The sequence below is a fragment of the Streptomyces parvus genome, assembly GCF_032121415.1.
Taxonomy (GTDB): Bacteria; Actinomycetota; Actinomycetes; order Streptomycetales; family Streptomycetaceae; genus Streptomyces; species Streptomyces globisporus_A.
Window position 1 is genome coordinate 3,775,095 of the sequence record NZ_CP135079.1, and the last position, 26,150, is coordinate 3,801,244.

The window sequence follows — 26,150 nt, forward strand, 5'->3', positions numbered from 1 at the left end:
GGGAAAAAGGGGTGGGCGCCCGGTCCCCGACCGGGCGCCCACCCCTTTTCGACCAACAGCCCCGTACGGTCAGGGGCCCTCGTTGCCGCCGCCCCGGCCGCCGCCGCCCGGTCCGCCGATCACGCCCTCCGGCAGCTCGATGCCGGGGAACCGGTTGCCGTCGTTGCCGGGCTTGTCGTCGTCGTCACCGCGGTCACGGCCCCGGTCGCGGTCGCCCTTCTCCGCGTCCTTGTCCTCCTTCTCCTTGCCGCGAGGCACGGGGACGGTATTGAACCCGGGAGTTTCGGACGCGTCCAGCGCTCCGGTCATCGCGATGCGCCAGATCGGGCCGGGCAGACAGCCACCGCAGACCTTGTCGTAGTACTGGCCGCCGATGGTGACGTTGAACATCGAGCTCTTCTCACCGATGTCGTCACCGACCCACACCGCGGTGGAGAGGTTCGGCGTGTACCCGACGAACCAGGCGTCCTTGCGGTCGTTGGTCGTACCGGTCTTGCCCGCGTTGTCCCGGTCGCTGAGTCCGGCCTGCGTACCGGTGCCGTCCTCGACGACGCCCTTGAGCATCTGGTTGATCGTGTCCGCGGTCCGCTCGCTCATCGCGCGCGAGCAGGATGTCTTCGGCACGTCGAGCGCCTTGCCCTGCGGGTCCTTGATGGACTCGATGGCGATCGGTGTGCAGTACGTGCCGCGGTTGGCGAACGCGGCGTAGGCGCCGGCCATGGAGAGCGGTGTGCTCACCTCACTGCCGAGGGTGATCGACGGGTTCTCGACGATCTTCTTGCCGTCACCGCGCTCGTAGCCGACCTTCTTGGCCATCTCGACGGTCTCGCAGAGGCCGGCCTTCTGCTCCAGCATCGCGAAGTAGGTGTTGATGGACTTGCCGAGCGCGCTCGTCATGTCCCAGCTGCCCTTCTCGGACTCCAGCTCGTTCTGGAGTTCCCAGGGCGCGTAACCGGCCGGGGAGCCCGAGCAGTTGCGGAAGTCCCGCTCCTGGAGCGTCATCTTCCAGTCCGAGGAGAACGTCGTCGCCGGGCTGATGCCCTTCTCCAGCGCCGCCGCCGCGGTGAACGGCTTGAACGTGGAGCCGACCTGGAAGCCGTAGGTGCTGCCGCCCATCCTGTTGCTGACGGCGAGGTTCAGGACGGTCTCGTTCTGCTTCTGGTCCAGGCCGTACGGGCGGGACTGGCCCATCGAGAGGATCTTGCCGCTGCCCGGCTGGACCTGCACCACGGACGCCGCGAACTTGTCGTCCTTGTTGACCCTCGCGGTGGCGGCCTCGTTGGCGGCCTTCTGGGCGCGCGGGTCCAGCGTGGTCCGGATGGTCAGACCGCCGAGGTTCCAGAGCTTGGCCCGCTCCTCGTCGGTCTTGCCGAAGGCGGGGTCGGTGAGGATCGTCTTGCGTACGTAGTCGCAGAAGAAGCCGGAGCCGCTGACGGCGGTGATGCAGCCGTTCTTCGGCCGGGACACCTTCAGCTTGATGGGCGTCTCCATGGCCTTGTCGGCCTCGGCCTGCGTGATGCTCTTGACCGCGGCCATCCGCGCCAGCACGGTGTTGCGGCGCTTGGTCGCTTCCTCCGTGTCGTTGACCGGGTCGTAGCGGCTCGGCGACTGGACGATGCCGGCGAGCAGCGCGGCCTCCTCCACCTTGAGGTCCTTGGCGTGCTTGGAGAAGTAGCGCTGGGACGCGGCCTCGACGCCGTACGCCTGCTGCCCGAAGAACGTGATGTTGAGGTAGTTCTCCAGGATCTTCTTCTTGCCGAGCTCTTCCTCGACCTGGATCGCGTACTTCAGCTCGCGGACCTTGCGGCCGAGCGTCTGCTGCGTGGCCTCGGCGACCTTCTCCGGGTCGTCGCCCGCCTCCTCGACGAAGACGTTCTTCACGTACTGCTGGGTGAGGGTCGACGCGCCCTGCGCGGTCCCGCCCGCCTGTACGTTGCGGTTCATCGCGCGCAGGATGCCCTTGAGGTCGACCGCGCCGTGCTCGTAGAAGCGGGAGTCCTCGATCGCGATGATCGCGTCCTGCATGTACGGCGAGATGTCCTTGAGCGGCACGACCGTGCGGTCGCGGGAGTACACCGTGGCGATGGTGCCGCCGTCGCGGTCCTGGATCGTGGTCCGCTGGCTGAGCGGCGGCGTCTTGAGGTTGGAGGGGATCTCGTCGAACCCTTCGACCGTCCCCTTGGCGGCGAGCCCCAGCGCTCCGGCTGCGGGCAGCGCGATGCCTGCCAGGACAGCTCCGGAGAGCGCGGCGACACCGACGAACTTGGCGGCCTGCTGAGTCGTGGTGAGACCGCCGCCCGAGCGCTTCTTTGGCATAGGGGGCAGCCTAATCCGTAGTGATGAACGTGTCGCAGGAGCAGGGGCCTCTCGGAGCGTTCCCGTACCAGACCGTGACATCCGGGCGGGTCGGAGACGCGGCACACCGTCTCGGAGCACGGCGCACCGTCCTCGCGTGGGCGCGCGCGGACATGGATGTGGGCGCGCTCGGAACACGGACGTGAGCGCAGAGGGCCCGGGTTTCCATTCGCCGGACAGACGGGCAGGCGTTGGCCTAAGCTGCTCTCAACTGTCACAGCAGTCCGGTTCCGTATCAAGCCCCCTGCCGCCCCATGCGCATCTTCTGGTCATTCTTCGCCCGGTCGATGTGTCACCGCACCGCCCTTCACGCACCCAGCGAGGCGCTCCCGAATTCGCCTCGTATGTCACGAGAAGTCCGTTGCGACTTGAGTGCACTATCCCATTTTCATGGTGATAGTCGCGTATGTCCTCGGCTCACTCCCCTGGGTGATCTGCCGCATACGCATAGTCCGTTCGGACCATTCAAGATTGGGCCCGAAGGGGGTGTTGTGCTGTCCCCACCTTCCGTAACGTCCTCAACTGGCAGCGGTGAATATGCCGCTACCGCCGTGGGGGAGCCTCGATTCGGGAGAGGACGGCGCCGGCATGGGCTGGGTAACCGACTGGAGTGCGCAGGCAGCCTGCCGCACTACCGATCCGGATGAACTGTTCGTACAAGGGGCAGCGCAGAACAGAGCCAAGGCGGTGTGCACCGGATGCCCGGTGCGGACCGAGTGCCTGGCCGATGCGCTGGACAATCGCGTCGAATTCGGCGTGTGGGGCGGAATGACGGAGCGGGAGCGCCGCGCACTGCTGCGCCGTCGGCCGACCGTCACGTCCTGGCGCCGGCTGCTGGAGACCGCACGCAGCGAATACGAGCGGTCCACCGGCGTCCTGCCCGGAGTCATCGGGCTGGAGGACGAGGAACTGCACGAGACGTACGCCGCCGTCGGGTAGCGCGTCGGCCGCGCCGCACGGCGCGCCGGCTCTACGCCGCTCCGGCAGGGGCCGGGGCGGAACCGTCCGCCAGCAGGTCGCCGATGGCCCGGAGGCCGTCCAGGTCGTGTACGTCGCCGGGCAGCGCTTCGACGGCCGTCACCGGGACCTCCGGGTGGAGCACGGTGAAGCGGTCGCGGGTGCGGTTCTCGCGGGCGACGACCTGCATGCGCTCGGCGTGCAGGCGCAGGAGACCCGCCGTCAGTTCCTCGATGCTGATGACGTCGGTCGCGTCGGTGTCCGACGCGCCGGCCGCGTCCACCACATGGGCGGCGTCGGCGGTGTCCCCCTCAGGGGCGGTCGCGGCGTGCGCGATGTTCTCGTGGGGCGGCTCGTTCTCCGTCGGGTCCTGGTGCTCGGCTGAGGTCTGCGGACCGGACGCCTGCCCGGCCTCGGGGGAGAGGGGCGGCTCGGTCGTTCCGGAAGCGGTGACCGCCGGGTCGGGGGTTCCCCGGTCACCAAGGCCAGCTTTCCCGGCCCCCTGATCCACAATGCGGGCGTCGTCAAGATTTTCTGCGGCGGCCAGCGCCTGGTCCGCGGAGAGCCGTGAAGCCTCGCTGCCGTGCACGCGGTTGAGGACCAGACCGGCCAGCGGCATGTCCTCGGCGGCCAGCCGCTCCACGAAGTAGGCGGCCTCGCGCAGCGCGTCCTGCTCCGGCGTCGCGACCACGAGGAAAGCCGTGCCGGGCGCCTGGAGCAGCTTGTACGTGGCGTCCGCCCGGCTGCGGAAACCGCCGAACATGGTGTCCATCGCGGCGACGAACGTCTGGACGTCCCGCAGGAACTGGCCCCCGAGCAGCTTGCCCAGCGTGCCGCTCATCATCGACATGCCGACGTTGAGGAACTTCATCCCGGCCCGGCCGCCCACCTTCGCGGGCGCCATCAGCAGCCGGATGAACTTCCCGTCGAGGAAGGACCCCAGCCGCTTCGGCGCGTCCAGGAAGTCCAGCGCGGAGCGCGAGGGCGGGGTGTCGACGATGATCAGGTCCCACTCGTCGCGTGCCCGCAGCTGCCCGAGCTTCTCCATCGCCATGTACTCCTGCGTACCGGCGAACCCGGCCGACAGGGACTGGTAGAAGGGGTTCTCCAGGATGGCCCTGGCCCGCTCGGCGTCCGCATGCGCCTCGACGGTCTCGTCGAAGGTGCGCTTCATGTCGAGCATCATGGCGTGCAGTTCGCCGTCGCCTTCGATGCCGTCGACCCGGCGGGGCACGTTGTCCAGCTGGTCGATGCCCATGGACTGGGCGAGCCGGCGGGCCGGGTCGATGGTGAGGACGACGACCTTCCGGCCGCGCTCGGCGGCCCGTACGCCGAGGGCCGCGGCGGTCGTGGTCTTGCCGACGCCGCCGGAGCCGCAGCAGACGACGATCCGGATGTCCGGGTCGTCCAGCAGCGCGTCGGTGTCCAGCCCGGCCGCGGCCGTAGCGTCCGTCTCCGGCCCGCCTTCGGCCGCCGTGTCCGTGTCCGCGCTCATGCGTCCCCCTCTTCCCCCGCGCCCTGCTTACGGAGCTCCGTGGCCAGGTCGTGCAGCGCGGCGAGGTCCACCCCGTCGCCCATCAGCGGCAGCTCCGCCGTCGGCAGGCCGAGACCGGCCAGCACCGCGCGCTGCTCCCGCTCCAGACCGACCCGCTCCGCGTGCTCGGCCGCCTGCGCGACCAGCGGACGTACGAGGGCGGCGGAACCGGTCACTCCGGCCCGGGTCAGCGCTTTGGCGATCTCCTTGCGGCGCCCGCCCGCCGCGGTGCGCAGGGCGTCCTCGTCCAGCAGATGCGGGCGGACCATGTTCACGAAGACGCTGCCCACGGGCAGTTCGGCGGCGCGCAGCTCGGCGATGCCGTCCGCGGTCTCCTGGACCGGCATCTCCTCCAGGAGGGTCACCAGGTGGACCGCGGTCTGCGGGGACTTCAGGACCCGCATCACGGCCTGGGCCTGGTTGTGTATCGGGCCGATCTTCGCCAGTCCGGCCACCTCGTCGTTGACGTTGAGGAAGCGGGTGATCCGGCCGGTCGGCGGGGCGTCCATGATCACGTGGTCGTAGACGAACCGGCCCCGCTTGTCCTTGCGGCGTACGGCTTCGCACGCCTTGCCGGTCAGCAGGACGTCCCGGACGCCGGGCGCGATGGTGGTGGCGAAGTCGATCGCGCCGAGCTTCTTCAGGGCACGGCCGGCGCTGCCGAGTTTGTAGAACATCTGGAGGTAGTCGAGGAGCGCGCGTTCGGCGTCGATCGCCAGCGCGTGCACCTCGCCGCCGCCCGGCGCGACGGCGATCCTGCGCTCCTCGTAGGGGAGCGCGTCGGAACCGAAGAGCTGGGCGATGCCCTGCCTGCCCTCGACCTCGACGAGGAGGGTGCGCCTGCCCTCGGTCGCGAGGGCGAGCGCGAGGGCGGCGGCCACCGTGGTCTTACCGGTACCGCCCTTGCCGCTGACGACCTGGAACCTGCTCACGTATTCGAGCCTAACCAGTCCTGCCCCGGCCTACGCACGGGACCGTACGTGCCAGGCGTTACAGTCGGGCCCATGACCAAGTGGGAATACGCGACCGTGCCCCTTCTCGTGCACGCGACCAAGCAGATTCTGGACACCTGGGGCGAGGACGGCTGGGAGCTGGTCCAGGTCGTTCCCGGCCCGAACAACCCCGAGCAGCTCGTGGCCTACCTGAAGCGGGAGAAGGCGTAGTGGCGGGCGCCGTCGAGTCGCGCCTCGCCGAGCTGGGTCTGACCCTGCCCGCCGTCGTGCCGCCGCTGGCCTCGTACCAGCCGGCCGTGCAGTCGGGGGTGTACGTGTACACCTCGGGCCAGCTGCCGATGGTGGACGGCAAACTCGCCGTCACCGGCAAGGTCGGCGCCGAGGTCACGCCGGACGAGGCGAAGGAGCTCGCGAAGACGTGCGCGCTCAACGCGCTCGCCGCCGTGAAGTCGGTCGCCGGTGACCTGGACCGGATCAAGCGCGTCGTGAAGGTCGTGGGCTTCGTCGCCTCGGCCTCCGACTTCACCGGCCAGCCCGCCGTGATCAACGGCGCCAGCGAGCTGCTGGGCGCGGTCCTCGGCGACAAGGGCGTGCACGCCCGCAGCGCCGTGGGCGTCGCCGTGCTGCCGCTGGACGCACCGGTCGAGGTCGAGGTCCAGGTGGAGCTCGACGAGGCCTGAGGACCCGTTCCCGTACGTTTCCGATCCCGCCCGGTCCCCGCGACCGGGCGGGATCGCGTGTGTACGGGGGCCACGACGGGCGGATCGCGTGTGTACGGGGCATGGCGGGCGTGTACGGGGCAAGTCGGGTCGCCGTGATGCTCAGGGAGCCTCTCGAACATCGGCGCGGTTCCGGATAGCCTCCGGCCATGTCCCAAGGTCAGTGGTACCCCCCGGAATGGCCCGACCGGATCAGGGCCCTCGCCGCCGGTGAGCTGACGGCCGTGACGCCCCGGCGGGCGGCCACGGTGATGCTGCTCCGCGACCGTGGGCCGCAGGCGCCGACGCCCGGCCCCGTCGTGCACATGCTGCGCCGCCGTACGTCGATGGCGTTCGCCGGAGGCGCGTACGCCTATCCGGGTGGCGGTGTCGATCCGCGGGACGACGACCGGCTGATCGGGTGGGCCGGGCCCCCGTTGGAGCAGTGGGCCGACCGGCTCGGCGTGGCGACGGTCACCGAGGCGCAGGCCGTCGTCTGCGCGGCGGTGCGCGAGACGTTCGAGGAGGCGGGCGTCCTGCTCGCCGGGCCGACCGCGACGACCGTGGTCGGCGACACGACCGGGGACGACTGGGAGGCCGACCGGGAGGCGCTGGTCGCCCGGGACCTGTCCTTCGCGGAGTTCCTGGACCGGCGCGGCCTGGTGCTGCGCTCGGACCTGCTGGGCGCCTGGGCGCGGTGGATCACCCCGGAGTTCGAACCGCGCCGCTACGACACCTGGTTCTTCGTCGCCGCGCTCCCCGAGGGGCAGCGCACCCGGGACGTCTCCACCGAGGCCGACCGTACGGTGTGGATCGCCCCGGCGGAGGCCGCCCGCCGCTACGACGCGGGCGAGCTGCTGATGATGCCGCCCACCGTGACCACGCTGCGGGCCCTCGCGCCGTACAGGACGGCAGAGGAGGCCCTGGAGGCCGCCGACGTGCAGGACATGGCCCCGGTCCTCGCGCAGGCCCGGCTGGAGGGCGACGAGCTGGTGCTGACCTGGCCGGGACACGACGAGTTCACCAAACACGTGCCCACGGCGGGCGGGGGAGGCGGTGCCGCATGACCGACGCAGCCGCCCTGCCCGGACAGCCGCGCGGAACCGTGGTCTCCGGGCCCGCGACCGCCCGTACGGTCAACGTCCTCGCGCCCAACCCGTCCGCGATGACGCTCGACGGGACGAACACCTGGGTCGTGGCCGAGCCCGACTCCGAGCTCGCCGTCGTCATCGATCCCGGGCCGCTCGACGACGTACACCTGCGGGCCGTGATCGAGGCGGTGGAGCGGTCCGGGCGGCGCGTGGGCCTCACGCTGCTCACCCATGGGCACCCCGACCACGCGGAGGGCGCGGGCCGCTTCGCGGAGCTGACGGGGACGAAGGTACGGGCCCTGGACGCGGCGCTGCGGCTGGGCGACGAGGGCCTCGCGGCGGGCGACGTGATCACCACCGGCGGCCTGGAGCTGCGCGTGGTGCCGACGCCGGGGCACACCGCGGACTCGCTCTCGTTCCACCTGCCCGCCGACCGGGCGGTGCTGACGGGCGACACGGTCCTCGGCCGCGGTACGACGGTGGTCGCGCACCCGGACGGGCGGCTCGGCGACTACCTGGACTCGCTGCGGCGGCTGCGGTCGCTGACGGTGGACGACGGCGTCCGCACGGTGCTGCCGGGCCACGGGCCGGTGCTGGATGACGCGCAGGGGGCGGTGGAGTTCTACCTGGCCCACCGCGCCGGCCGGCTCGCCCAGGTGGAGACGGCGGTGGAGGCCGGGCACCGTACGCCGTCGGATGTGGTGGCGGCGGTCTACGCCGACGTGGACCGCTCCCTGTGGCCGGCCGCCGAGCTGTCGGTCCGGGCGCAGCTGGAATACCTGACCGAGCACGGGCTGATCCAGGGCTGAGCCCTGGATCAGCGCCGGGGCGCCCTCGGGGCGCCCCGAGGACGCGTCTCAGCGCGAGCGCTTCGCCAGCCGCTCGACGTCCAGCAGGATGACCGCGCGGGCCTCCAGGCGCAGCCAGCCGCGCCCCGCGAAGTCCGCGAGCGCCTTGTTGACCGTCTCGCGGGAGGCGCCGACCAGCTGGGCCAGCTCCTCCTGGGTGAGGTCGTGCACGACGTGGATGCCTTCCTCGGACTGGACGCCGAAGCGGCGCGACAGGTCCAGGAGGGCGCGGGCGACACGGCCCGGCACATCGGAGAAGACCAGGTCGGACATCTGGTCGTTGGTCTTGCGCAGCCGTCGGGCGACCGCGCGCAGCAGCGCGGTGGCCACCTCGGGCCGGGCGTTCAGCCAGGGCTGCAGGTCGCCGTGGCCGAGGCCGAGGAGCTTGACCTCGGTCAGCGCGGAGGCGGTCGCCGTACGGGGGCCCGGGTCGAAGAGCGACAGCTCCCCGATCAGCTCGCCGGGGCCGAGCACGGCCAGCATGTTCTCGCGCCCGTCGGGCGAGGTGCGGTGGAGCTTCACCTTGCCCTCGGTGACCACGTACAGGCGGTCACCCTGGTCGCCCTCGTGGAACAGCGCGTCTCCGCGCGCGAGGGTCACCTCACTCATCGAGGCGCGGAGCTCCGCGGCCTGCTCGTCATCGAGCGCCGCGAAAAGCGGGGCGCGCCGCAGAACGTCGTCCACGAGTTCTCTCCTTGTCGGCCTGTCCAGGGAACCGTGGTCCCCATCATGCCGGACGGTAAAACAGTGCGATCAATCACAAACCAGTTTGACGCACGGGCGTGCCGGACCCTACGGCAGGGGGCCGATCGGGGGCGGATACGCCGTGGCAAGGGTGGTTGTCGGTGCCTGGCCCTAGGCTGGCCGGGTGTCCGGATCACCGGGGAGAGCGCAGGCCAAGGGGGCTGACGGGGTGGTGAAGGGGGAGGATTCCGCCATGGGCGAACAACCCCGGCCGCGCCCGAAGAATGCCGCGAATGGCTCCCCCGGAGACGCGCACGGTTCCCCCGGAGGGCCGGGGAAGACGTTCGGGAAGTCGGCCAGGAGGTCCGCAGTGTCATCGTCAACGCCCGGCACAACCGGAAAGAAAGTGAAGGCGGCCCCGCGCAAGGCGCCGAAGGCCGAGTCCCGTCTCGCGATGGTCCGCCGGGCGCGCCGGATCAACCGCGAGCTCGCCGAGGTCTATCCGTACGCCCACCCCGAGCTGGACTTCCGCAACCCCTTCGAGCTCCTCGTGGCCACGGTCCTCTCCGCCCAGACCACCGACCTGAGGGTCAACCAGACGACGCCCGCGCTCTTCGCCGCGTACCCCACGCCCGAGGACATGGCGGCGGCGGTTCCGGAGGAGATGGAGGAGATCATCCGGCCGACCGGGTTCTTCCGGGCCAAGACGAAGTCGCTGCTCGGCCTCTCGGCGGCGCTCCGGGACGAGTTCGGCGGTGAGGTCCCAGGGCGTCTGGAGGATCTCGTCAAGCTGCCCGGCGTCGGCCGCAAGACCGCCAATGTCGTTCTCGGCAATGCTTTCGGCGTCCCGGGGATCACTGTCGACACGCACTTCGGGCGCCTGGTGCGGCGCTGGAAGTGGACGGACGAGGAGGACCCGGTGAAGGTCGAGGCGGTCGTCGCCGGGATCTTCCCCAAGAGCGAGTGGACGATGCTGTCGCACCGCGTCGTGTTCCACGGCCGCCGGATCTGCCACGCCCGCAAACCCGCCTGCGGGGCCTGCCCCATCGCCCCGCTCTGCCCGTCGTACGGGGAGGGCGAGACCGATCCGGAGAAGGCCAGGAAGCTCCTGAAGTACGAGATGGGCGGTTATCCGGGGCAGCGGCTCAGCCCGCCCGCCGACTACCCGGGCAAGCCCGCGCCCGCGCTGGGGAACGGGTGAGCGGCCAAGGGGTGAGGGACCAACGTGTGAGGGACCTCGGAACGGACCGCGCGGAGTGACCGGAACAGATCGCCCCGAGAACGGATGAAACCCCGGGACGGATTCCTTCCTCAGGTTCACTCTCAGGGCGGATTCCTTCCCCAGGACGGAGCGGCTCGGAACGAAATGGCCGATGACAGGCGTTGTGAATCGACGGGGGTGCCTATGACGCACACGCATGCACACAGCACGGCGCAGGCCGGGAACGGCCCCGCCGGGAGCCCGCCGGGCCACGGCCCCGTCAGCCGTGTTACCGGCATGGCCGTCGACGTCACCACCGACGGCCTGCCCGCCTGGCTCGACCCCGTCGCCGCGGCCGCGCGCAGCGTCCGGCCGCATCAGCTCAGCCGTTTCCTGCCGCCCGAGAGCGGGGCGGGCCGGCAGTCCGCCGTCCTGGTCCTGTTCGGCGAGGGGGAGCGCGGACCCGAACTGCTGCTCATGGAGCGGGCCGGGACCCTGCGCTCCCACGCCGGGCAGCCGTCCTTCCCCGGGGGCGCGCTGGATCCCGAGGACGGCGACCAGGCCACCACCGGGCCCCTGCGCGCCGCGCTGCGCGAGGCCGAGGAGGAGACCGGGCTCGACCCCCGGGGCGTCCAGCTCTTCGGCGTGCTGCCCCGCCTCTACATCCCGGTCAGCAGCTTCGTCGTGACGCCCGTGCTCGGCTGGTGGCGGACGCCCAGCCCGGTCGGGGTGGTCGATCCGGCCGAGACGGCCCGGGTCTTCACGGTCCCCGTGGCGGATCTCACGGATCCCGAGAATCGGGCGACGGCCGTCCATCCGAGCGGGCACAGCGGCCCGGCATTCCTGGTCGAATCGGCCCTCGTCTGGGGTTTCACGGCCGGAGTGATCGACCGGATCGTGCACTACGCGGGCTGGGAACGCCCCTGGGACAGGACCAGACAGGTGCCGCTCGACTGGCGCGCATGACACGCTGGCTGTTCTGCTGCGCTGTTCCGGGCCCGGCCCGGACCCCGTCACCACCGACGGGCCAGGTGACGAAACTGCGAGGCTACAGACGGTGAACGTGCTGGACATCCTGCTGCTGCTGGCTGCCGTGTGGTTCGCGGTCATCGGCTATCGCCAGGGTTTCGTCGTCGGCATCCTGTCGGTGATCGGCTTCCTCGGGGGCGGCCTCGTCGCCGTCTATCTGCTGCCGGTCATCTGGGACCGGGTGACCGAGGACGCCGAGGTCTCCACGGCGGTCGCCATCGGCGCGGTCGTCGTGGTGATCATCTGTGCCTCGGTCGGCCAGGCCTTCACCACCCACCTGGGCAACAAACTCCGCCGGTACATCACCTGGTCGCCCGCGCGCGCCCTGGACGCCACCGGCGGCGCCCTGGTCAACGTGGTGGCCATGCTGCTGGTGGCCTGGATGATCGGCCTGCTGCTGGCGGGCACCTCGCTGCCGACCCTCGGCAAGGAGGTCCGCAGCTCCTCGGTGCTGCTCGGCGTCGACCGGGTGATGCCGAACCAGGCGCCCAGCTGGTTCCAGGACTTCTCCTCCGTCCTCGCGCAGAACGGCTTCCCGCAGGTCTTCAGCCCGTTCGCCAACGAGCCGATCACCGAGGTGAAGGCCCCGGACCCGGCCCTCGTGGGCAGCCCGGTGGCCGCCCGCGCCAAGAAGTCGATCGTCAAGGTCGTGGGTACGGCACCGAGCTGCGGCAAGGTCCTCGAAGGGACCGGCTTCGTCTTCTCCGAGCGCCGGGTGATGACCAACGCCCACGTGGTCGGCGGCGTGGACGAGCCCACCGTCCAGATCGGCGGCGAGGGCCGGCTGTACGACGCGAAGGTCGTCCTCTACGACTGGCAGCGCGACATCGCGGTCCTGGACGTCCCCGACCTGCGGGCCAGGCCCCTGCAGTTCACCGGCCCGGACGACGACGCGGAGACCGGCGACAGCGCGATCGTCGCGGGCTTCCCCGAGAACGGCGCGTACGACGTGCGCTCGGCCCGCGTCCGCGCCCGGATCAACGCCGACGGCCCGGACATCTACCACCGGGGCACGGTGCGCCGCGATGTGTACTCGCTCTTCGCGACGGTACGCCAGGGCAACTCGGGCGGACCGCTGCTCACTCCGGACGGAAAGGTGTACGGAGTGGTGTTCGCCAAGTCGCTCGACGACCCCGACACGGGCTACGCGCTGACGGCGGACGAGATCCGTGAGGACATCGAGATCGGCCGCGCCGCCAACCAGCAGGTCGACAGCCAGGGCTGCGCCCTCTAGGGCCTGTCGTCAGACCCCGCGGCCGGGGCAGGACCCCGGGGAGCCTTTCAGGCCCCGGGGATCCTCTGGCGGGGGTCAGTTACGGGGGTGGCGGAGCCGTGCCGAGACCCAGCGGGCCCGACGGCGGAGGATGCGGGAAATCCCGAGACGGGAACGGTGAAGGTCATGCACTTGGTGCACCCGGCCGCGAGGGCCGCCCCCCTCATGAGTGCTCACACCGGCTGAGACGGTGGAGCGGCGGTTGCGTGCTTCGTCAGTGAAGTCGTGCGTCCAGCCCATACCCCGACGTCTGCCCGTGACCCAAGGTCGGTAATCGTGCGCGAGTCAGCCAATTGGCCTATGCGGCAGGCAATTGGCTGTTCGTCGGACACCTGTGCCAGGGCGGGGCCGGCGGCTACCGGTCCGGCTCGGGGTCGTTGAGCCAGTTGATGAGTTCGGTGGAGAAGCCGATCGGATCCTCCTCGTGCGGGAAGTGCCCGACACCGTCGAAAAGTCGCCACCGGTAGGGCGCCTCGACGTACTCGCCGGACCCGGCCGAACTGCGGGTGCGGACCGCCGGGTCGAGTGAACCGTGCAGGTGCAGCGTGGGCACCCGGACCGGGCGCTTCATCCGCCGGTTGAACTGGATCCCGTCCGGACGCGCCATCGACCGCACCATCCAGCGGTACGGCTCGATCGAGCAGTGGGCGGTCGAGGGGATGCTCATGGCCCGCCGGTAGACGCCCAGGGTCTCCTCGTCGGGGAACTCCGGGGTGCGGGGGCCCGCCCAGTCCTGGATGAGATTCCCCACCAGGGCGGCGTCGTCCGCGAGGAGTTGACGCTCCGGCAGCCACGGGCGCTGGAAGCCCCAGACGTACGAACCGGCCCGCGACTGGGCGAAGTCCGACAGCATCGAGGAGCGCCAGCGGCGCGGGTGCGGCATCGAGGAGACGACGAGCCGGCGGACCAGCTTGGGCCGCATGACGGCGGCCGTCCAGGCGAGGTAGCCGCCGAGGTCGTGGCCGACCAGGGCCGCGTCGGGCTCACCGAGGGAGCGGATCACGCCGGTGACATCGAGGGCCAGGTTGGCGGGGTCGTAACCCCGCGGCGTACGGTCGCTGCCGCCCACCCCGCGCAGATCCATCGCGACCGCCCGGAAGCCGGCGTCGGCGAGCGCGGTCATCTGGTGGCGCCAGGTCCACCAGAACTGCGGGAAGCCGTGCAGCAGGAGCACGAGCGGCCCGTCGCCCAGCTCGGCGATGTGGAAGCGCGCACCGTTGGCGGCCACGTCGCGGTGGGTCCAGGGGCCGTCGAGCCGCACCGGCCCCCCGGCCGCGGTCCGGCCCGAGGGGCCGGTGGCCGGGTCGGACGGGGCAGCCGGACCCTCCGGGTCCCCGGGACCCGTCGGGCCGAATGCGCTGGAATCGGGAACGGTCATGTGGACGAGCGTGCCACAGCGTCGGCCTTGTCCTGACCGGAGCCGCCTTCGACGCTCTTCCTCGCCGGCGAACTGCCGGAGACGGCGGAGCGCTCGATGATCGCGGCGGCCTCGATCGACGGGCGCGGATGCGGCTTGGCCTTCTGCAGGACGGCGGCGGTCTGCTTGGCGGAGGCGATGGACTTCTCCGGCGGCTTGATCTTCTTGAACTTCCGCAGGCCGATGAAGGCGATCAGCGCGGCCAGCAGGATGAAGGCGCCGGCCACGATCAGGAAGGACCAGGCCAGGCCCAGGCCCAGGTTGTGGATCCCGTACGCGGCCGCGAAGCTCAGCATCGGCATCGTGAACAGCAGCAGCACGCCCGCGGCGATGAACGCCGCACTGCCGACCGCCCCGCGCTTGACGTCCTGCCGCACCTCCGCCTTGGCCAGGGCGATCTCGTCGTGCACCAGCGCGGACATCTCGGCCGTCGCCGAAGCGACCAGCTGCCCGATGCTCCGGTCCGTACTGCCCGCGTAGTTGCCGGGGTCGCTCATCCCTGACTCCCTCTCCGTCTTCGACACATCCGATGTCAGATCATGCCGGACTGTTCGGCTTGTTGCGCGCTGCCCTCGCCCGCTCTTCGGCGAGACGGCGGTGTTCGGCCGCTTTGCGCTCGTGGATGGCGGCCATTCGCAGGTGATATTCCGGATCATCCTGCTCGTAGACGTCCGGTACCCCGGATTCGTCCTCGTCCAGCTCCTCGGCCTCGTACAGCTCCCGGTACTTGCGTACGCGGAGCTTGAGCAGCACACAGGCGATCAGGGCGGCGGTCAGCGACCCGATCAGGACGGCGGCCTTGATCTCGTTGACCATCTCCGGGTCGCCCTCGAAGGCGAGTTCGCCGATGAGCAGGGAGACGGTGAAGCCGATGCCGGCGAGAGAGGCGAGCGCCAGGACATCGGCCCAGGCCAGATCCTTGTTCAGCTCCGCCCTGGTGAAGCGGGCGGCCAGATAGGTGCCGCCGAAGATGCCGACGGTCTTGCCGACGACGAGACCGAGGACGACGCCGAGCGTCTCGGGCCGGGTGAAGACGCCCGCCAGCGCCTCGCCGTTCAGCGCGACCCCGGCCGAGAACAGGGCGAACAGCGGGACGGCGATCCCGGCCGACAGCGGGCGGACGAGGTGCTCGATGTGTTCGCCGGGGGAGTGCTGCTCGCCCTCGCGCCGGGTGCAGCGCAGCATCAGGCCCATGGCGACCCCGGCGATGGTGGCGTGGACGCCGCTGTTGTACATCAGGCCCCAGATGACCAGGGCGAGTGGGACGTAGACGTACCAGCCGCGTACGTCGAAACGGAGGAGGAGGTAGAAGACGGCCAGGCCGAGGACAGCCCCGCCGAGGGCCAGGAAGTTCAGGTCCGAGGTGAAGAACACCGCGATGATCAGGATCGCGAAGAGGTCGTCGACGACGGCCAGGGTCAGCAGGAAGGCGCGCAGCGCGGACGGCAGCGAGGTGCCGATCACCGCGAGGACGGCGAGGGCGAAGGCGATGTCGGTGGCTGTGGGGACCGCCCAGCCGTCCGTCGAGCCGCCGCCGATGACGGTGGTGAGGAAGTAGACGAGGGCGGGCACGGCCATACCGCACAGGGCCGCCACCACGGGGAGGGCCGCGGCCTTGGGATCGCGGAGTTCGCCCGCGACCAGTTCGCGCTTCAGCTCGACACCGGCGACGAAGAAGAAGACGGCGAGCAGTCCGTCCGCCGCCCAGTGCGCCACGGAGAGGTCCAGGCCGAGGGCGCCGGGGCCGAAGTGGAAGTCGCTGACGTCCTCGTACGAGCCGCCGAAGGCGTTGGCCCAGACGAGTGCCGCGACCGCTGCCACCAACAGCAGGACACCGCCGACGGTCTCGGTACGGAGGGCCTCCGCCACGTAGTTCCGCTCGGGGAGCGAGAGCCTGCCGAGCAGCGGGCGGCGGGGCGGCGCGGGGGCGGGCGGCGGGGTGTGCCGGTTGGGCGGTGCCACGGGAGAGACCTCCAGCTGGGGACGGCGTACGGGCATGATCGGTCGACGTGCCGACCAGACTTCCCGGCGCCCCTGTGGAGATGTTCTCTGAAATTGTCCGAACGGGTCGGTGAAGCGCCCACCCTACCTGGGGGTGCGGAGCGGGATCGTACGAGGTGATCATCGGCCTGAATGCCCGATGGGCACCCGGCGTGTCGCCGGATGCCCATCGGAGCCTTACTCGTGCAGCTGTGTCTCGCGTGCGGTGATGTCCGTGCGGCCGTACGCGTGCGGTGTCCCGTGCTGTCAGTCCTCGTCGGACGAGGAGGACGGCAGCTGGGTGGTGATCAGGTCCATCACCGAGGAGTCGGTCAGCGTCGTGACGTCGCCCAGCTCGCGGTTCTCGGCGACATCGCGCAGCAGGCGCCGCATGATCTTGCCGGACCGGGTCTTCGGCAGCTCGGCGACCGGCAGCACCCGCTTGGGCTTGGCGATCGGGCCGAGCGTCGCGCCGACGTGGTTGCGCAGGTCCGCGACCAGCTCGTCGGAGGCGGTCGCCGTACCGCGCAGGATCACGAACGCCACGATGGCCTGACCGGTCGTCTCGTCGGCGGCGCCGACCACGGCGGCCTCGGCGACCGACGGGTGGGAGACGAGGGCCGACTCGACCTCGGTGGTCGAGATGTTGTGCCCGGAGACGAGCATGACGTCGTCGACCCGGCCGAGCAGCCAGACGTCGCCGTCCTCGTCCTTCTTCGCCCCGTCGCCCGCGAAGTACTTGCCCTCGAAGCGCGACCAGTAGGTGTCGATGAAGCGCTGGTCGTCGCCCCAGATGGTGCGGAGCATGGAGGGCCACGGCTCGGTGAGGACGAGGTAGCCGCCCCCGCCGTTCGGCACCTCGGTGGCCTCGTCGTCCACGACGGTGGCGGAGATGCCGGGCAGCGCGCGGTGGGCGCTTCCCGGCTTCGTCTCCGTCACTCCGGGCAGCGGCGAGATCATCATCGCGCCGGTCTCGGTCTGCCACCAGGTGTCCACGATGGGGCACTTGTCGGCACCGATGTTCTTCCGGTACCACATCCACGCCTCGGGGTTGATCGGCTCACCGACCGAACCGAGGACGCGGAGCGAGGACAGGTCGAACTTGGCGGGGATGTCGTCGCCCCACTTCATGAACGTACGGATGGCCGTCGGGGCGGTGTAGAGGATCGTGACGCCGTACTTCTGCACGATCTCCCAGAACCGCCCCTGGTGCGGGGTGTCCGGGGTGCCCTCGTACATGACCTGTGTCGCGCCGTTGGCCAGAGGCCCGTAGACGATGTACGAGTGGCCGGTGACCCAGCCGATGTCGGCGGTGCACCAGTAGACGTCGGACTCCGGCTTGAGGTCGAAGACCGCGTGGTGGGTGTACGACGCCTGGGTGAGGTAGCCGCCGGAGGTGTGCAGGATGCCCTTCGGCTTACCCGTGGTGCCCGAGGTGTAGAGGATGAAGAGCGGGTGCTCCGCGTCGAAGGCCTCGGGGGTGTGCTCGGCGGACTGCCGGGCGGTGATCTCGTGCCACCAGACGTCGCGGCCCTCGGTCCAGGCGGTGTCCTGGCCGGTGCGGCGGACCACGAGGACGTGCTCGACGCTGTCGAACCGGGCGACGGCGTCGTCGACGGCGGGCTTCAGCGCGGAGGGCTTGCCGCGACGGTAGCCGCCGTCGGCCGTGATGACGACCTTGGCGTCCGCGTCCTTGATACGGGCGGCGATGGCGTCGGCCGAGAAGCCGCCGAAGACCACGGAGTGCGCGGCGCCGATGCGGGCGCAGGCCAGCATCGCGACGGCGGCCTCGGGGATCATCGGCAGATAGACGGCGACCCGGTCGCCCTTGCCGACGCCCAGCTCGGTGAGGGCGTTGGCGGCCCGGGAGACCTCGTCCTTCAGCTCCGCGTAGGTGATGGCCCGGCTGTCGCCCGGCTCGCCCTCGAAGTGGATGGCGACCCGGTCGCCGTTGCCCGCCTCGACGTGGCGGTCCACGCAGTTGTACGCGACGTTCAGCTTGCCGTCCGCGAACCACTTGGCGAAGGGCGGGTTGCTCCAGTCGAGGGTCTCGGTCGGCTCGGTGGCCCACGTCAGGCGGCGGGCCTGCTCGGCCCAGAAGCCCAGCCGGTCCGCCTCGGCCTGCTCGTACGCCTCTGCGGTGACGTTGGCGTTGGCGGCCAGCTCGGCAGGCGGAGCGAACTTCCGCTCTTCCCGAAGCAGGTTGGCCAGGCTCTCGTTGCTCACGACTTCTCCCAGTCCCAGGGTGTCCGTTGTGTCCCGGGGCATAGCTCATCAGGCGCGAGGCCGGGTGACAAGTGTCTGCCGGGAATTGGTTTAGACCTGTGTTCTCGTGTATGGGGCCATGATCCCGCTCCGCGTTCCGGGGCCGCCGAACGGCGCGTGGCGCGTGGTATTTCCGGCCATCCGAACGGGGTCGTCTGATGGCACGGGTCTGGGCCCCGTCCGGTTCAGGCAGGAGGCGTTCGGGCTAGTTGGTAACCCTTATCGGCGAATAAGAAGCTTTTCATTCGGTATGTCGCCCTTGTCTATGCGGGACTGTGTGCGAATTTGGCCGCGCCGTGTCGGCACTCCAACGCAAATGACCTGCAAGGAAGAGGGTGGGCGGATGATGGCCGCCACGAAGAGGATCGCTATGGGCGTCATGTCCACGGCCCTGGTCGCCGTTCTCGCGGGCTGTTCCGGCTCTGTATCCGGCAACGGAACCGGAGGGTCGGCGTCGGGAGGCGCGGAGACCGACGCGGAGAAGGGCGCCCACGGCGCCAAGGAGAACCCGCCCGGCAACGCCCCGAAGAACGCGGTCAAGCTCATCGGGGACGGCTCCACCGCCTTCACCGGCGTCCAGCCGAACATGCCTGCCGTCAAGCGCCTCGCCCCCGGCGAGAAGCCTCCCCAGTTCGTGGTGTTCTCCTGGGACGGCGCCGGGGAGGACAGCCAGAAGCTCTTCTCGCACTTCCGCGGCGTGGCCAAGAAGTACAACGCCAAGATGACGTACTTCCTGAGCGGCGTGTATCTGCTGCCGGAGCAGAAGAAGGACCTCTACAACCCGCCCCAGCACGCGCCGGGCCGCTCCGACATCGGTTTCAACGACACCGAGGGCATCCGCGACACCCTCGCCGAGGTCCGAGCCGCCTGGAAGGAGGGCAACGAGATCGGCACCCACTTCAACGGCCACTTCTGCGGCGCGGACGGCGGTGTCGGGACCTGGTCCGTCGACGAGTGGAAGAGCGAAATCAGCCAGGCGAAAGCTTTCGTCAAGGGCTGGAAGACCAACGCCCCGGAGCTGAAGGGCGAGGCGCCGCTCCCCTTCGACTACGAGAAGGAACTGATCGGCGCCCGCACCCCCTGTCTCGAAGGGAAGGAGAACATGGTCGCCGCCGCCCGGACCATGGGCTTCCGCTACGACTCCAGCGGCGTCGGCAACCAGGTCTGGCCGCAGAAGAAGGGCGGGGTCTGGGACATTCCGCTCCAGCTCGTCCCGATGCCCGGCCGTGCCTTCGAGACCCTCTCGATGGACTACAACTTCATGGTCAACCAGTCCGGCACGACCACCCAGGGCGACCCCTCCCAGCACGAGTACTGGGGGAACCAGATGCGGGACGGGCTGCTCCAGGCCTTCGACCGCTCGTACAAGGGCAATCGGGCTCCCCTGATCATCGGCAACCACTTCGAGTCCTGGAACGGCGGCACCTATATGCGCGCCATCGAGGAGACCATCGCGAACGTGTGCACCAAGGAGGACGTGCGCTGCGTGTCCTTCCGGCAGCTCGTCGACTGGCTGGACGCACAGGACCCGAAGACGCTGGCCAAGCTCACGACGCTCGGCGTCGGCGAGGCCCCCAAGACGGGCTGGGCGTCCTACCTCGGCAAGCAGCAGGGCGCCGCGCCTGCGGAGAAGCCCGCGGGGAAGCCCGCGGAGGCCGACGCGGGTGCGCCTCCCGCCGGGGCGACTGGCTGAATCCCGACTGACCTCACCGCGGTCGCCCAACCAGGGTGTCGCCGCATCACCGCATCGTTCGCCGGCCACCTCGGGGTGGCCGGCGAACGACGTTCAGGGGCCGGCGTTCCGCGACGGCTACCGGGCGTGCGGATTCAGGCGGGTGTCGCGAACGCCTGCCCCGGCGTGTTGCGACACCTGTCCCGGCGTGCGGATTCAGGCGGGTGTCGCGACGCTCGCGCTGGCGTGCCGTTCGTCGAGTACGAAGGCCGGGTCGACCTGGGCCGCCAGGTCGGCGCCGGTCTTCTCGTTGCCCCAGCTCTCGGCGTTCTTCAGGTGGAAGTGGACCATCTGGCGCGTGTAGCGCTCCCAGTCGCGCAGCTCGTACGAGTCCTCGGCGGTGTCCTGCAGCGTCTGCAGGGCCATCCGGTTGTCGGCCTCCAGCAACTCGAACCTGGACGGCCGCCCCTTCTCCATCGACCGCACCCAGTCGGAGTGGCCGATCCCGATCAGCAGGTCGTCGCCGACCTCCGCCCGCAGGAACTCCAGGTCGTCCGGGCCCTGCACCTTGTTCCCGACGACCTTCAGGGCGACGCCGAAGTCGCGTGCGTACTCCTTGTACTGGCGGTACACCGACACCCCCTTACGGGTCGGCTCCGCGACCAGGAACGTCATGTCGAAGCGGGTGAACATGCCCGAGGCGAACGAGTCCGAGCCCGCCGTCATGTCGACCACGACGTACTCGTCGGGGCCGTCGACCAGGTGGTTGAGGCAGAGCTCCACGGCCCCGACCTTGGAGTGGTAGCAGGCGACTCCGAGGTCGGACTCCGTGAAGGGCCCCGTCGCCATCAGCCGGATGTCTCCGTCGTCGAGCCGCACCGTACGCGCACACGCGTCGAAGATCGGGTTGTCCTCGCGGACCCGCAGCAGGCGGGAACCCTCGCCGGGCGGAGTCGTCTTGATCATCGTCTCGGCGGAAGCGATACGGGGGTTGGCACCCCGCAGATAGTCCTTGATGAGGGGGAGGTGGGCGCCCATGGCGGGCAGCGCGGCGGCCTCCGTGTCGTCCAGTCCGAGGGCTGCCCCCAGGTGCTGGTTGATATCGGCGTCTACAGCGATGACGTGGGCTTCATTGGCAGCGAGGTGGCGGATGAAGAGCGAGGACAGCGTGGTCTTGCCGCTGCCGCCCTTCCCGACGAAAGCGATCTTCATGTTCACCTAGGGTAGTGGTTCCATCGCGGTGCGCTGTCATCGTTCGTGAAGAAGGCCACTTGAGGGTGGTCCGGGCGGGGTGGGCGCGTAGCCTCGCTACCTATGAGTACGACTGCCTCAGACCCGCTTGCCGCGCTCGGTTCCCTGCCCGGCGTGCCCGATGCCGTGGACTCCGTGCGCAGGGCCGTCGACCGGGTCTACGGCCACCGCGTCATGCGACGCCGCAGCAACGAGGTCACGGCCGAAGCCGCACTGCGGGGTTCTCGTGGTTCGGCCGCACTGGCCGGTGCCGACTGGAACCTCGAAGAGGTCCGACGGCGTACCGACTTCAGCGGGGAGGACGAGGCGCGCACCGTCGGTGCGGCGCTGCGACTCACCGCGGAAGCGGGGCAACTCCTTTCCATCTGGCGGCAGTCGCCGCTGCGGGTGCTGGCCCGGCTGCATCTGGTGGCGGCCGGCGGGGCGACCCCCGACGACACGGTGGGGCGCCCTCGGCTCGCGGGTGAGGTCGTGGACGAGCCGCTGATCGAGGCGCGGCTTCCCGGAGCCGAGGAAGTCGCCGGACGACTCGAGGGGCTCTCGCGCCTGATCATCGCGGGCGGCAGCGCCCCCGCCCTGGTCACGGCCGCCGTGGTGCATGGTGAACTGCTGGCGCTGCGCCCCTTCGGCTCGCACAACGGTCTGGTGGCCCGGACGGCCGAGCGCATCGTCCTGATCGGCAGCGGGCTGGACCCGAAGTCGATCTGCCCGGCCGAGGTGGGGCACGCGGAACAGGGCCGGGCGGCCTATGTCGCGGCTTTCGAGGGCTACACGGCCGGAACCCCCGAGGGCATGGCCGCCTGGATCACGCACTGCGGGCACTCCATCGAGCTGGGTGTGCGCGAGTCGACCGCGGTGTGCGAGGCCCTCCAGCGAGGCGCCGCCTGAGAGCCCGGCGATGGCCTACGCCGGCGGCGATGGCCTGCGTCGAGTGGTGGCTTGGCCCGGGGCGGTGGCCCGGTGCAAGGGTTGCGGCGGTACCGGAGTGCGGTACCGCCGCTGGCACGTCGGCCCAGTTACCAAGCGTCCTCGTAAATTGCCCATCAGGTCGGGTGCTTTGCCCGTTACCTGGTGCGGCTGGCCCGTATTCGACGGGTCGACGTCGCGTGGGTGCTCGGCTTTCGTGCGCGGTCCGTGGGGCCGTTCTGCGTACAACAGGTCATCCTCGCGGATGTCCTTGGTCTCGCGGGCCGTTATGTCCTTTGTACTCCAGGACCAGGGGAACGGAAACCCCTGGCCCCGCTTCTTTACTTTTAGGTTCAATCAAGGGCGAATCGGACGGGTGTCGCCGCCTGGTTTCCGTTTCACCCGGGCAGGACGGCCCCGGCGGTACGGCGTCGACTGGCGTACCAGACGAGTCCGGCGGTGACGGCCGCCGCGCCGACTGCGGCCGCCGCCACGAGGGCAGGGCGTGGCGGCATCGAGAAGGCGGGCAGGCGCTGCTTGAGCCGGACCGGGCGGTTGAAGACGAGAATCGGCCACTCCCGAAGGGTCGCTTCGCGGCGCAGCGCGCGGTCGGGGTTGACCGCGTGCGGGTGGCCGACCGACTCCAGCATCGGTACGTCGGTCGCCGAGTCGCTGTAGGCGTAGCAGCGCGAAAGGTCGTACCCCTCTGAGGCTGCGAGCGCCCTCACGGCCTCGGCCTTGGTGGGTCCGTAGGCGTAGTACTCGATCTCGCCCGTGAAGCAGCCGTCGTCGCCGACGACCATGCGCGTGGCGACGACGCGGTCGGCGCCGAGCAGTTCACCGATGGGTTCGACGACTTCGGCGCCCGAGGTCGAGACGATGACCACGTCGCGGCCTGCTGTGTGGTGTTCCTCGATGAGGGTGGCGGCCTCGTCGTAGATGATCGGGTCGATCAGGTCGTGCAGGGTCTCGGCGACGATCTCCTTGACCTGCTGGACGTTCCACCCCTTGCAGAGGGCGGAGAGGTATTCACGCATCCGCTCCATCTGGTCGTGATCGGCGCCACCGGCGAGGAACACGAACTGTGTGTACGCGGTGCGCAGTACAGCGCGGCGGTTGATCAGTCCGCCTTGGTAGAAGGACTTGCTGAAGGTCAGCGTCGAAGACTTCGCAATGACCGTCTTGTCCAGGTCAAAGAAGGCTGCTGTGCGCGGCGAGAAGCAGTTTTCCACAGCGCTGAGCATAGGGGCCCACCATTCGGCGTAAACTCCGGCGCGTGGGTTTGCCTGAGAAGGGCCTCGGGTACACCATGGAAGTCACGGATCGTTCGCGACCGTGCTAACCCGGTCCGACTCCTCCCCCCCCCCGAGTCGGCCGTGGGGACGACCCCCGCTCTCCCCCCCGGCGGGGGTCGTCGCATGTCCGGACGCGTTTTAGGGGCGGGAACCACCTTATGTCTCCCGTCTGGCCGTCATCGGCCTGATCGTGTGAGCCGACCTTCGTGCGACTCGTCTCGTCACAGTGTGTAGCCACGGGGCTGCACTCCGGAAGTCGCTGGTATGGGTGACGAAGTTATTCACAACCCCGGGGTTGTCCACAGTTTTCCATCAAGATCCACATGTTTTTCCGTGGTGTTGCACGTTGATTCCACCCGCGAAGTCCGCGGAGGTCGGAATCGCGCATCTCGGAAACGCTCCGAGAACGCCGCGAACCGCACTGAAGGGCAGTGAGAAGGGGGCGGAGATCGTGGCTGGATCCCTCGCAGGAGAAGAGGCGACGGCCGTCGGCGGGCGGCGCGGCGGCCCGCTGATCGTGACGGAGGACGTGGAGCTGCTCGACGACCTGCTGCGGCTGTGCGCGGCGGCCGGTGCCGAGCCGGAGGTCCATCACGGGCCGCCCGGGCGTCGTGGCAGCTGGGAGCGGGCTCCGATGGTGCTGGTGGGCGATGACGCCGCCGCGCTGTGCCGCGGCGCCGGCCGGAGGAAGGGGGTGATGCTGGTCGGCCGGGACCAGGACGACCCGGACGTATGGCGGCGGGCGGTGGAGATCGGGGCCGAGTATGTGCTGCGGCTCCCCGATTCCGAGGGCTGGCTCGTCGATCAGATCGCCAACGCCGCCGAGGGCGTGGGACGGCCCGCGCTCACCGTCGGCGTGATGGGCGGCCGGGGCGGCTCCGGCGCATCGACGCTGGCCTGTGCCCTTGCCGTGAGTGCGGCGAGGTCCGGTCGGCGGACGATGCTGATCGACGCCGACCCACTGGGAGGCGGCATCGACGTCCTGCTCGGCGGCGAACGGGCCGAAGGCATGCGGTGGCCGGATTTCGCGCAGTCGAAGGGGCGGCTCGGGGGCGGAGCCCTTGAGGACTCGCTGCCCGCGCTCCACGGGCTGCGGGTGCTGAGCTGGGGACGCGACGACGAGGTGGTGATCCCGCCGCAGGCGATGCGGGCGGTGCTCGCCGCCGCGCGCCGACTCGGCGGTGTGGTGGTCGTCGATCTCCCGCGCCGGGTCGACGAGGGAGTCGCCGAAGCCCTGGCCCAACTCGATCTCGGGCTGCTCGTGGTGCCGGGCGAACTGCGCGCGGTGGCCGCGGCCAAGCGCGTCGCGTCCACGGCCCGCATGGTGCTGGACGACCTGCGGGTGGTGCCCCGGGGGCCGTATGCGTCGGGACTGGACGGGCGATGGGTCGCCCGGGCCATCGGTCTTCCGCTCGTCGGTGAACTCCCCTGGGAATCAGACCTTCTGGACTCCCAGGACGACGGCACCCCGCCCGGAGGTAACGCCCGGGGCTCGCTGGCCCGGTTCTGCGCGGCCTTCTGGGACCAGGTGGCGGTGGCCGGAGACACGAGCCCCGTGACCGGCCCGCCCGGGGGAGGGACGGCATGACGGACGAACTGCTCGACGCCGTACGTCAGCGCCTGGCACGCAGTGGTGCCGCTCCCACACCGGCCGGAGTGGCCGCCGCCCTGCGGGCCCAGGGACGGCTGCTGGGGGATGCCGAGGTGCTCGGGGCAGCGGCGGAGCTGCGCGGCGAACTCGTCGGCACGGGCGTGCTGGAGCCGTTGCTCGCGGATCCCGAGGTGACCGATGTGCTGGTGTCCGCACCGGACCGGGTGTGGGTGGACCGGGGCGGCGGTCTCCAACTGACGGGCGTCACCTTCTCGGACGCGGCGGCGGTCCGAAGACTGGCCCAGCGTCTCGCGGCGGTGGCCGGCAGGAGGCTGGACGACGCACGGCCCTGGGTGGACGCACGACTGCCCGACGGCACACGGATGCACGCCGTGCTGCCCCCGGTGGCCGTCGGCTCGACCTGCCTCTCCCTGCGTGTGGTGCGGCCGCGGGCCTTCTCGCTCGCGGAGCTGGTGGACGCGGGCACGGTGCCGCCAGGTGGCGACCGGATCCTGCGGGCCCTCGTGGAAGCCCGGATCTCCTACGTGATCAGCGGGGGCACCGGGGCAGGCAAGACGACGCTTCTCTCCAGCCTGCTGGGCGCGGTCGGCGTGAACGAGCGGATCGTGCTCGCCGAGGACTCCGCCGAACTGCGACCGGACCATCCGCATGTGGTCCGCCTGGAGTCCCGCCCGGCCAATCAGGAGGGCGCGGGACGTGTGACGTTGCGCGATCTGGTGCGGCAGGCGCTGCGCATGAGACCCGACCGGCTGGTGGTCGGCGAGGTGCGCGGCGCTGAAGTCACCCAACTGTTGGCCGCCTTGAACACCGGACACGAGGGAGGGTGCGGCACCGTTCACGCGAATGCCGCCGAGCATGTCCCCGCCCGGTTGGAGGCGCTGGGTACCGCGGCCGGCCTCGACCGGGTCTCCCTGCACAGCCAGTTGTCGGCCGCGCTCTCGGTGGTCGTCCATCTCGTACGGGACCGCGCGGGGCAGCGACGGGTCGCCGAGGTGCACGTCCTGGAGCGGGATGCTGCGGGCCTCGTCTTCACGGTCCCGGCCCTGAGTTGGGGTGTCGGGGGGTTCGTTCCGGAGCGGGGATGGGAACGGCTGCGGTCGCTGATCGGCGGTGCGCTGTGACGGCGGCG

General features: G+C 70.4%; 23 protein-coding genes. 12 read left to right on the top strand and 11 right to left on the bottom strand.

Annotated features, from left to right (window positions below; translation table 11 throughout):
• Positions 1 to 69: 69 nt before the first annotated feature.
• Positions 70 to 2,316 (bottom strand): transglycosylase domain-containing protein, encoded by a 2,247-nt coding sequence (locus RNL97_RS18015; RefSeq protein WP_243314615.1) that lies wholly within the window; start codon positions 2,314 to 2,316, stop codon positions 70 to 72.
• A 627-nt stretch (positions 2,317 to 2,943) separates the two neighbouring features.
• Between RNL97_RS18015 and RNL97_RS18020 the strand changes: the two genes are divergently transcribed.
• Positions 2,944 to 3,294 carry a WhiB family transcriptional regulator gene (locus RNL97_RS18020; protein WP_003967458.1) on the top strand — a complete coding sequence of 117 codons (351 nt, stop codon included), beginning with the start codon at positions 2,944 to 2,946 and terminating at the stop codon, positions 3,292 to 3,294.
• 31 nt (positions 3,295 to 3,325) lie between these two features.
• Here RNL97_RS18020 and RNL97_RS18025 read toward each other — a convergent pair whose 3' ends face one another.
• Entirely contained in the window at positions 3,326 to 4,807 is a 1,482-nt protein-coding gene (locus RNL97_RS18025; protein ID WP_243314617.1) for an ArsA family ATPase, read from the bottom strand.
• Complete coding sequence (locus RNL97_RS18030) at positions 4,804 to 5,778, bottom strand: ArsA family ATPase (RefSeq protein ID WP_030590912.1); 975 nt, start codon at positions 5,776 to 5,778, stop codon at positions 4,804 to 4,806. The genes RNL97_RS18025 and RNL97_RS18030 overlap by 4 nt, the downstream gene beginning before the upstream one ends.
• A gap of 72 nt (positions 5,779 to 5,850) precedes the next feature.
• Here RNL97_RS18030 and RNL97_RS18035 point away from each other — a divergent pair, with 72 nt between their 5' ends.
• The 4 genes from RNL97_RS18035 (at position 5,851) to RNL97_RS18050 (ending at position 8,397) form a co-directional block, all read left to right on the top strand.
• Positions 5,851 to 6,009, top strand: a complete 159-nt coding sequence (locus tag RNL97_RS18035; RefSeq protein ID WP_003967454.1) for a DUF4177 domain-containing protein — start codon at positions 5,851 to 5,853, stop codon at positions 6,007 to 6,009.
• Positions 6,009 to 6,479, top strand: coding sequence for a RidA family protein (locus RNL97_RS18040; protein WP_030590915.1), 471 nt, complete (start codon positions 6,009 to 6,011; stop codon positions 6,477 to 6,479). Before RNL97_RS18035 ends, RNL97_RS18040 begins: the two co-directional genes overlap by 1 nt.
• Positions 6,480 to 6,667: 188 nt before the next feature.
• Entirely contained in the window at positions 6,668 to 7,564 is an 897-nt protein-coding gene (locus RNL97_RS18045) for an NUDIX hydrolase (protein ID WP_313750944.1), read from the top strand.
• Complete coding sequence (locus RNL97_RS18050; protein WP_030590921.1) at positions 7,561 to 8,397, top strand: MBL fold metallo-hydrolase; 837 nt, start codon at positions 7,561 to 7,563, stop codon at positions 8,395 to 8,397. Before RNL97_RS18045 ends, RNL97_RS18050 begins: the two co-directional genes overlap by 4 nt.
• Positions 8,398 to 8,445: 48 nt before the next feature.
• On the opposite strand, the gene RNL97_RS18055 is transcribed toward RNL97_RS18050, so the two are convergent.
• On the bottom strand, positions 8,446 to 9,120 hold the full coding sequence (locus RNL97_RS18055; protein ID WP_003967450.1) for a Crp/Fnr family transcriptional regulator: 675 nt from the start codon (positions 9,118 to 9,120) through the stop codon (positions 8,446 to 8,448).
• A gap of 253 nt (positions 9,121 to 9,373) precedes the next feature.
• On the opposite strand from RNL97_RS18055, the gene nth reads away from it, so the two are divergent.
• The 3 genes from nth to RNL97_RS18070 all read left to right on the top strand — a co-directional run bounded on the left by nth (position 9,374) and on the right by RNL97_RS18070 (position 12,584).
• Entirely contained in the window at positions 9,374 to 10,321 is a 948-nt protein-coding gene (nth, locus tag RNL97_RS18060) for an endonuclease III (RefSeq protein ID WP_279343915.1), read from the top strand.
• Between the two features lie 204 nt (positions 10,322 to 10,525).
• Positions 10,526 to 11,287: an NUDIX hydrolase gene (locus RNL97_RS18065; RefSeq protein WP_030590925.1), complete on the top strand. Its 762-nt coding sequence runs from the start codon at positions 10,526 to 10,528 to the stop codon at positions 11,285 to 11,287.
• Positions 11,288 to 11,378: 91 nt separating this feature from the next.
• Positions 11,379 to 12,584, top strand: coding sequence for a MarP family serine protease (locus RNL97_RS18070; protein ID WP_030590928.1), 1,206 nt, complete (start codon positions 11,379 to 11,381; stop codon positions 12,582 to 12,584).
• Between the two features lie 75 nt (positions 12,585 to 12,659).
• Here the strand turns inward: RNL97_RS18070 and RNL97_RS18075 are convergent, their stop codons facing one another.
• The 5 genes from RNL97_RS18075 to acs form a co-directional block, all read right to left on the bottom strand.
• A complete protein-coding gene (locus RNL97_RS18075) occupies positions 12,660 to 12,863 on the bottom strand; it encodes a hypothetical protein (protein ID WP_073775647.1) in 204 nt (67 codons plus the stop codon).
• Between the two features lie 115 nt (positions 12,864 to 12,978).
• Positions 12,979 to 14,001, bottom strand: coding sequence for an alpha/beta fold hydrolase (locus RNL97_RS18080; protein ID WP_030590931.1), 1,023 nt, complete (start codon positions 13,999 to 14,001; stop codon positions 12,979 to 12,981).
• Positions 13,998 to 14,537 carry a phage holin family protein gene (locus RNL97_RS18085; protein WP_030590934.1) on the bottom strand — a complete coding sequence of 180 codons (540 nt, stop codon included), beginning with the start codon at positions 14,535 to 14,537 and terminating at the stop codon, positions 13,998 to 14,000. Before RNL97_RS18085 ends, RNL97_RS18080 begins: the two co-directional genes overlap by 4 nt.
• Before the next feature lie 40 nt (positions 14,538 to 14,577).
• On the bottom strand, positions 14,578 to 16,002 hold the full coding sequence (gene nhaA, locus RNL97_RS18090; protein ID WP_243314623.1) for a Na+/H+ antiporter NhaA: 1,425 nt from the start codon (positions 16,000 to 16,002) through the stop codon (positions 14,578 to 14,580).
• A gap of 285 nt (positions 16,003 to 16,287) precedes the next feature.
• Entirely contained in the window at positions 16,288 to 18,288 is a 2,001-nt protein-coding gene (gene acs / locus RNL97_RS18095) for an acetate--CoA ligase (RefSeq protein WP_313750945.1), read from the bottom strand.
• 340 nt (positions 18,289 to 18,628) lie between these two features.
• On the opposite strand from acs, the gene RNL97_RS18100 reads away from it, so the two are divergent.
• Complete coding sequence (locus RNL97_RS18100) at positions 18,629 to 19,978, top strand: polysaccharide deacetylase family protein (protein ID WP_030590943.1); 1,350 nt, start codon at positions 18,629 to 18,631, stop codon at positions 19,976 to 19,978.
• 195 nt (positions 19,979 to 20,173) lie between these two features.
• Here the strand turns inward: RNL97_RS18100 and RNL97_RS18105 are convergent, their stop codons facing one another.
• Positions 20,174 to 21,169, bottom strand: a complete 996-nt coding sequence (locus RNL97_RS18105) for an ATP-binding protein (RefSeq protein WP_243314624.1) — start codon at positions 21,167 to 21,169, stop codon at positions 20,174 to 20,176.
• 102 nt (positions 21,170 to 21,271) lie between these two features.
• Between RNL97_RS18105 and RNL97_RS18110 the strand changes: the two genes are divergently transcribed.
• A complete protein-coding gene (locus tag RNL97_RS18110) occupies positions 21,272 to 22,096 on the top strand; it encodes a Fic family protein (protein ID WP_030590949.1) in 825 nt (274 codons plus the stop codon).
• Between the two features lie 416 nt (positions 22,097 to 22,512).
• Here the strand turns inward: RNL97_RS18110 and RNL97_RS18115 are convergent, their stop codons facing one another.
• Entirely contained in the window at positions 22,513 to 23,358 is an 846-nt protein-coding gene (locus RNL97_RS18115; protein WP_243314625.1) for an HAD family hydrolase, read from the bottom strand.
• Between the two features lie 502 nt (positions 23,359 to 23,860).
• Between RNL97_RS18115 and ssd the strand changes: the two genes are divergently transcribed.
• Both ssd and RNL97_RS18125 read left to right on the top strand, forming a co-directional pair.
• Positions 23,861 to 24,997 carry a septum site-determining protein Ssd gene (ssd, locus tag RNL97_RS18120; protein ID WP_398866885.1) on the top strand — a complete coding sequence of 379 codons (1,137 nt, stop codon included), beginning with the start codon at positions 23,861 to 23,863 and terminating at the stop codon, positions 24,995 to 24,997.
• The gene (locus tag RNL97_RS18125) at positions 24,994 to 26,142 is read left to right on the top strand and encodes a TadA family conjugal transfer-associated ATPase (RefSeq protein WP_313750946.1); all 1,149 of its coding nucleotides are present in this window, start codon (positions 24,994 to 24,996) and stop codon (positions 26,140 to 26,142) included. The genes ssd and RNL97_RS18125 overlap by 4 nt, the downstream gene beginning before the upstream one ends.
• The last annotated feature ends 8 nt before the right edge of the window (positions 26,143 to 26,150 follow it).

Coding starts and splice junctions, on each gene's coding strand:
- RNL97_RS18015 (WP_243314615.1), bottom strand. CDS start 2,316: ATGCCAAAGAAGCGCTCGGGCGGCGGTCTCACCACGACTCAGCAGGCC.
- RNL97_RS18020 (WP_003967458.1), top strand. CDS start 2,944: ATGGGCTGGGTAACCGACTGGAGTGCGCAGGCAGCCTGCCGCACTACC.
- RNL97_RS18025 (WP_243314617.1), bottom strand. CDS start 4,807: ATGAGCGCGGACACGGACACGGCGGCCGAAGGCGGGCCGGAGACGGAC.
- RNL97_RS18035 (WP_003967454.1), top strand. CDS start 5,851: ATGACCAAGTGGGAATACGCGACCGTGCCCCTTCTCGTGCACGCGACC.
- RNL97_RS18045 (WP_313750944.1), top strand. CDS start 6,668: ATGTCCCAAGGTCAGTGGTACCCCCCGGAATGGCCCGACCGGATCAGG.
- RNL97_RS18050 (WP_030590921.1), top strand. CDS start 7,561: ATGACCGACGCAGCCGCCCTGCCCGGACAGCCGCGCGGAACCGTGGTC.
- nth (WP_279343915.1), top strand. CDS start 9,374: ATGGGCGAACAACCCCGGCCGCGCCCGAAGAATGCCGCGAATGGCTCC.
- RNL97_RS18065 (WP_030590925.1), top strand. CDS start 10,526: ATGACGCACACGCATGCACACAGCACGGCGCAGGCCGGGAACGGCCCC.
- RNL97_RS18075 (WP_073775647.1), bottom strand. CDS start 12,863: ATGGGCTGGACGCACGACTTCACTGACGAAGCACGCAACCGCCGCTCC.
- RNL97_RS18080 (WP_030590931.1), bottom strand. CDS start 14,001: ATGACCGTTCCCGATTCCAGCGCATTCGGCCCGACGGGTCCCGGGGAC.
- RNL97_RS18085 (WP_030590934.1), bottom strand. CDS start 14,537: ATGAGCGACCCCGGCAACTACGCGGGCAGTACGGACCGGAGCATCGGG.
- acs (WP_313750945.1), bottom strand. CDS start 18,288: ATGCCCCGGGACACAACGGACACCCTGGGACTGGGAGAAGTCGTGAGC.
- RNL97_RS18100 (WP_030590943.1), top strand. CDS start 18,629: ATGATGGCCGCCACGAAGAGGATCGCTATGGGCGTCATGTCCACGGCC.
- RNL97_RS18105 (WP_243314624.1), bottom strand. CDS start 21,169: ATGAAGATCGCTTTCGTCGGGAAGGGCGGCAGCGGCAAGACCACGCTG.
- RNL97_RS18110 (WP_030590949.1), top strand. CDS start 21,272: ATGAGTACGACTGCCTCAGACCCGCTTGCCGCGCTCGGTTCCCTGCCC.
- RNL97_RS18115 (WP_243314625.1), bottom strand. CDS start 23,358: ATGCTCAGCGCTGTGGAAAACTGCTTCTCGCCGCGCACAGCAGCCTTC.
- RNL97_RS18125 (WP_313750946.1), top strand. CDS start 24,994: ATGACGGACGAACTGCTCGACGCCGTACGTCAGCGCCTGGCACGCAGT.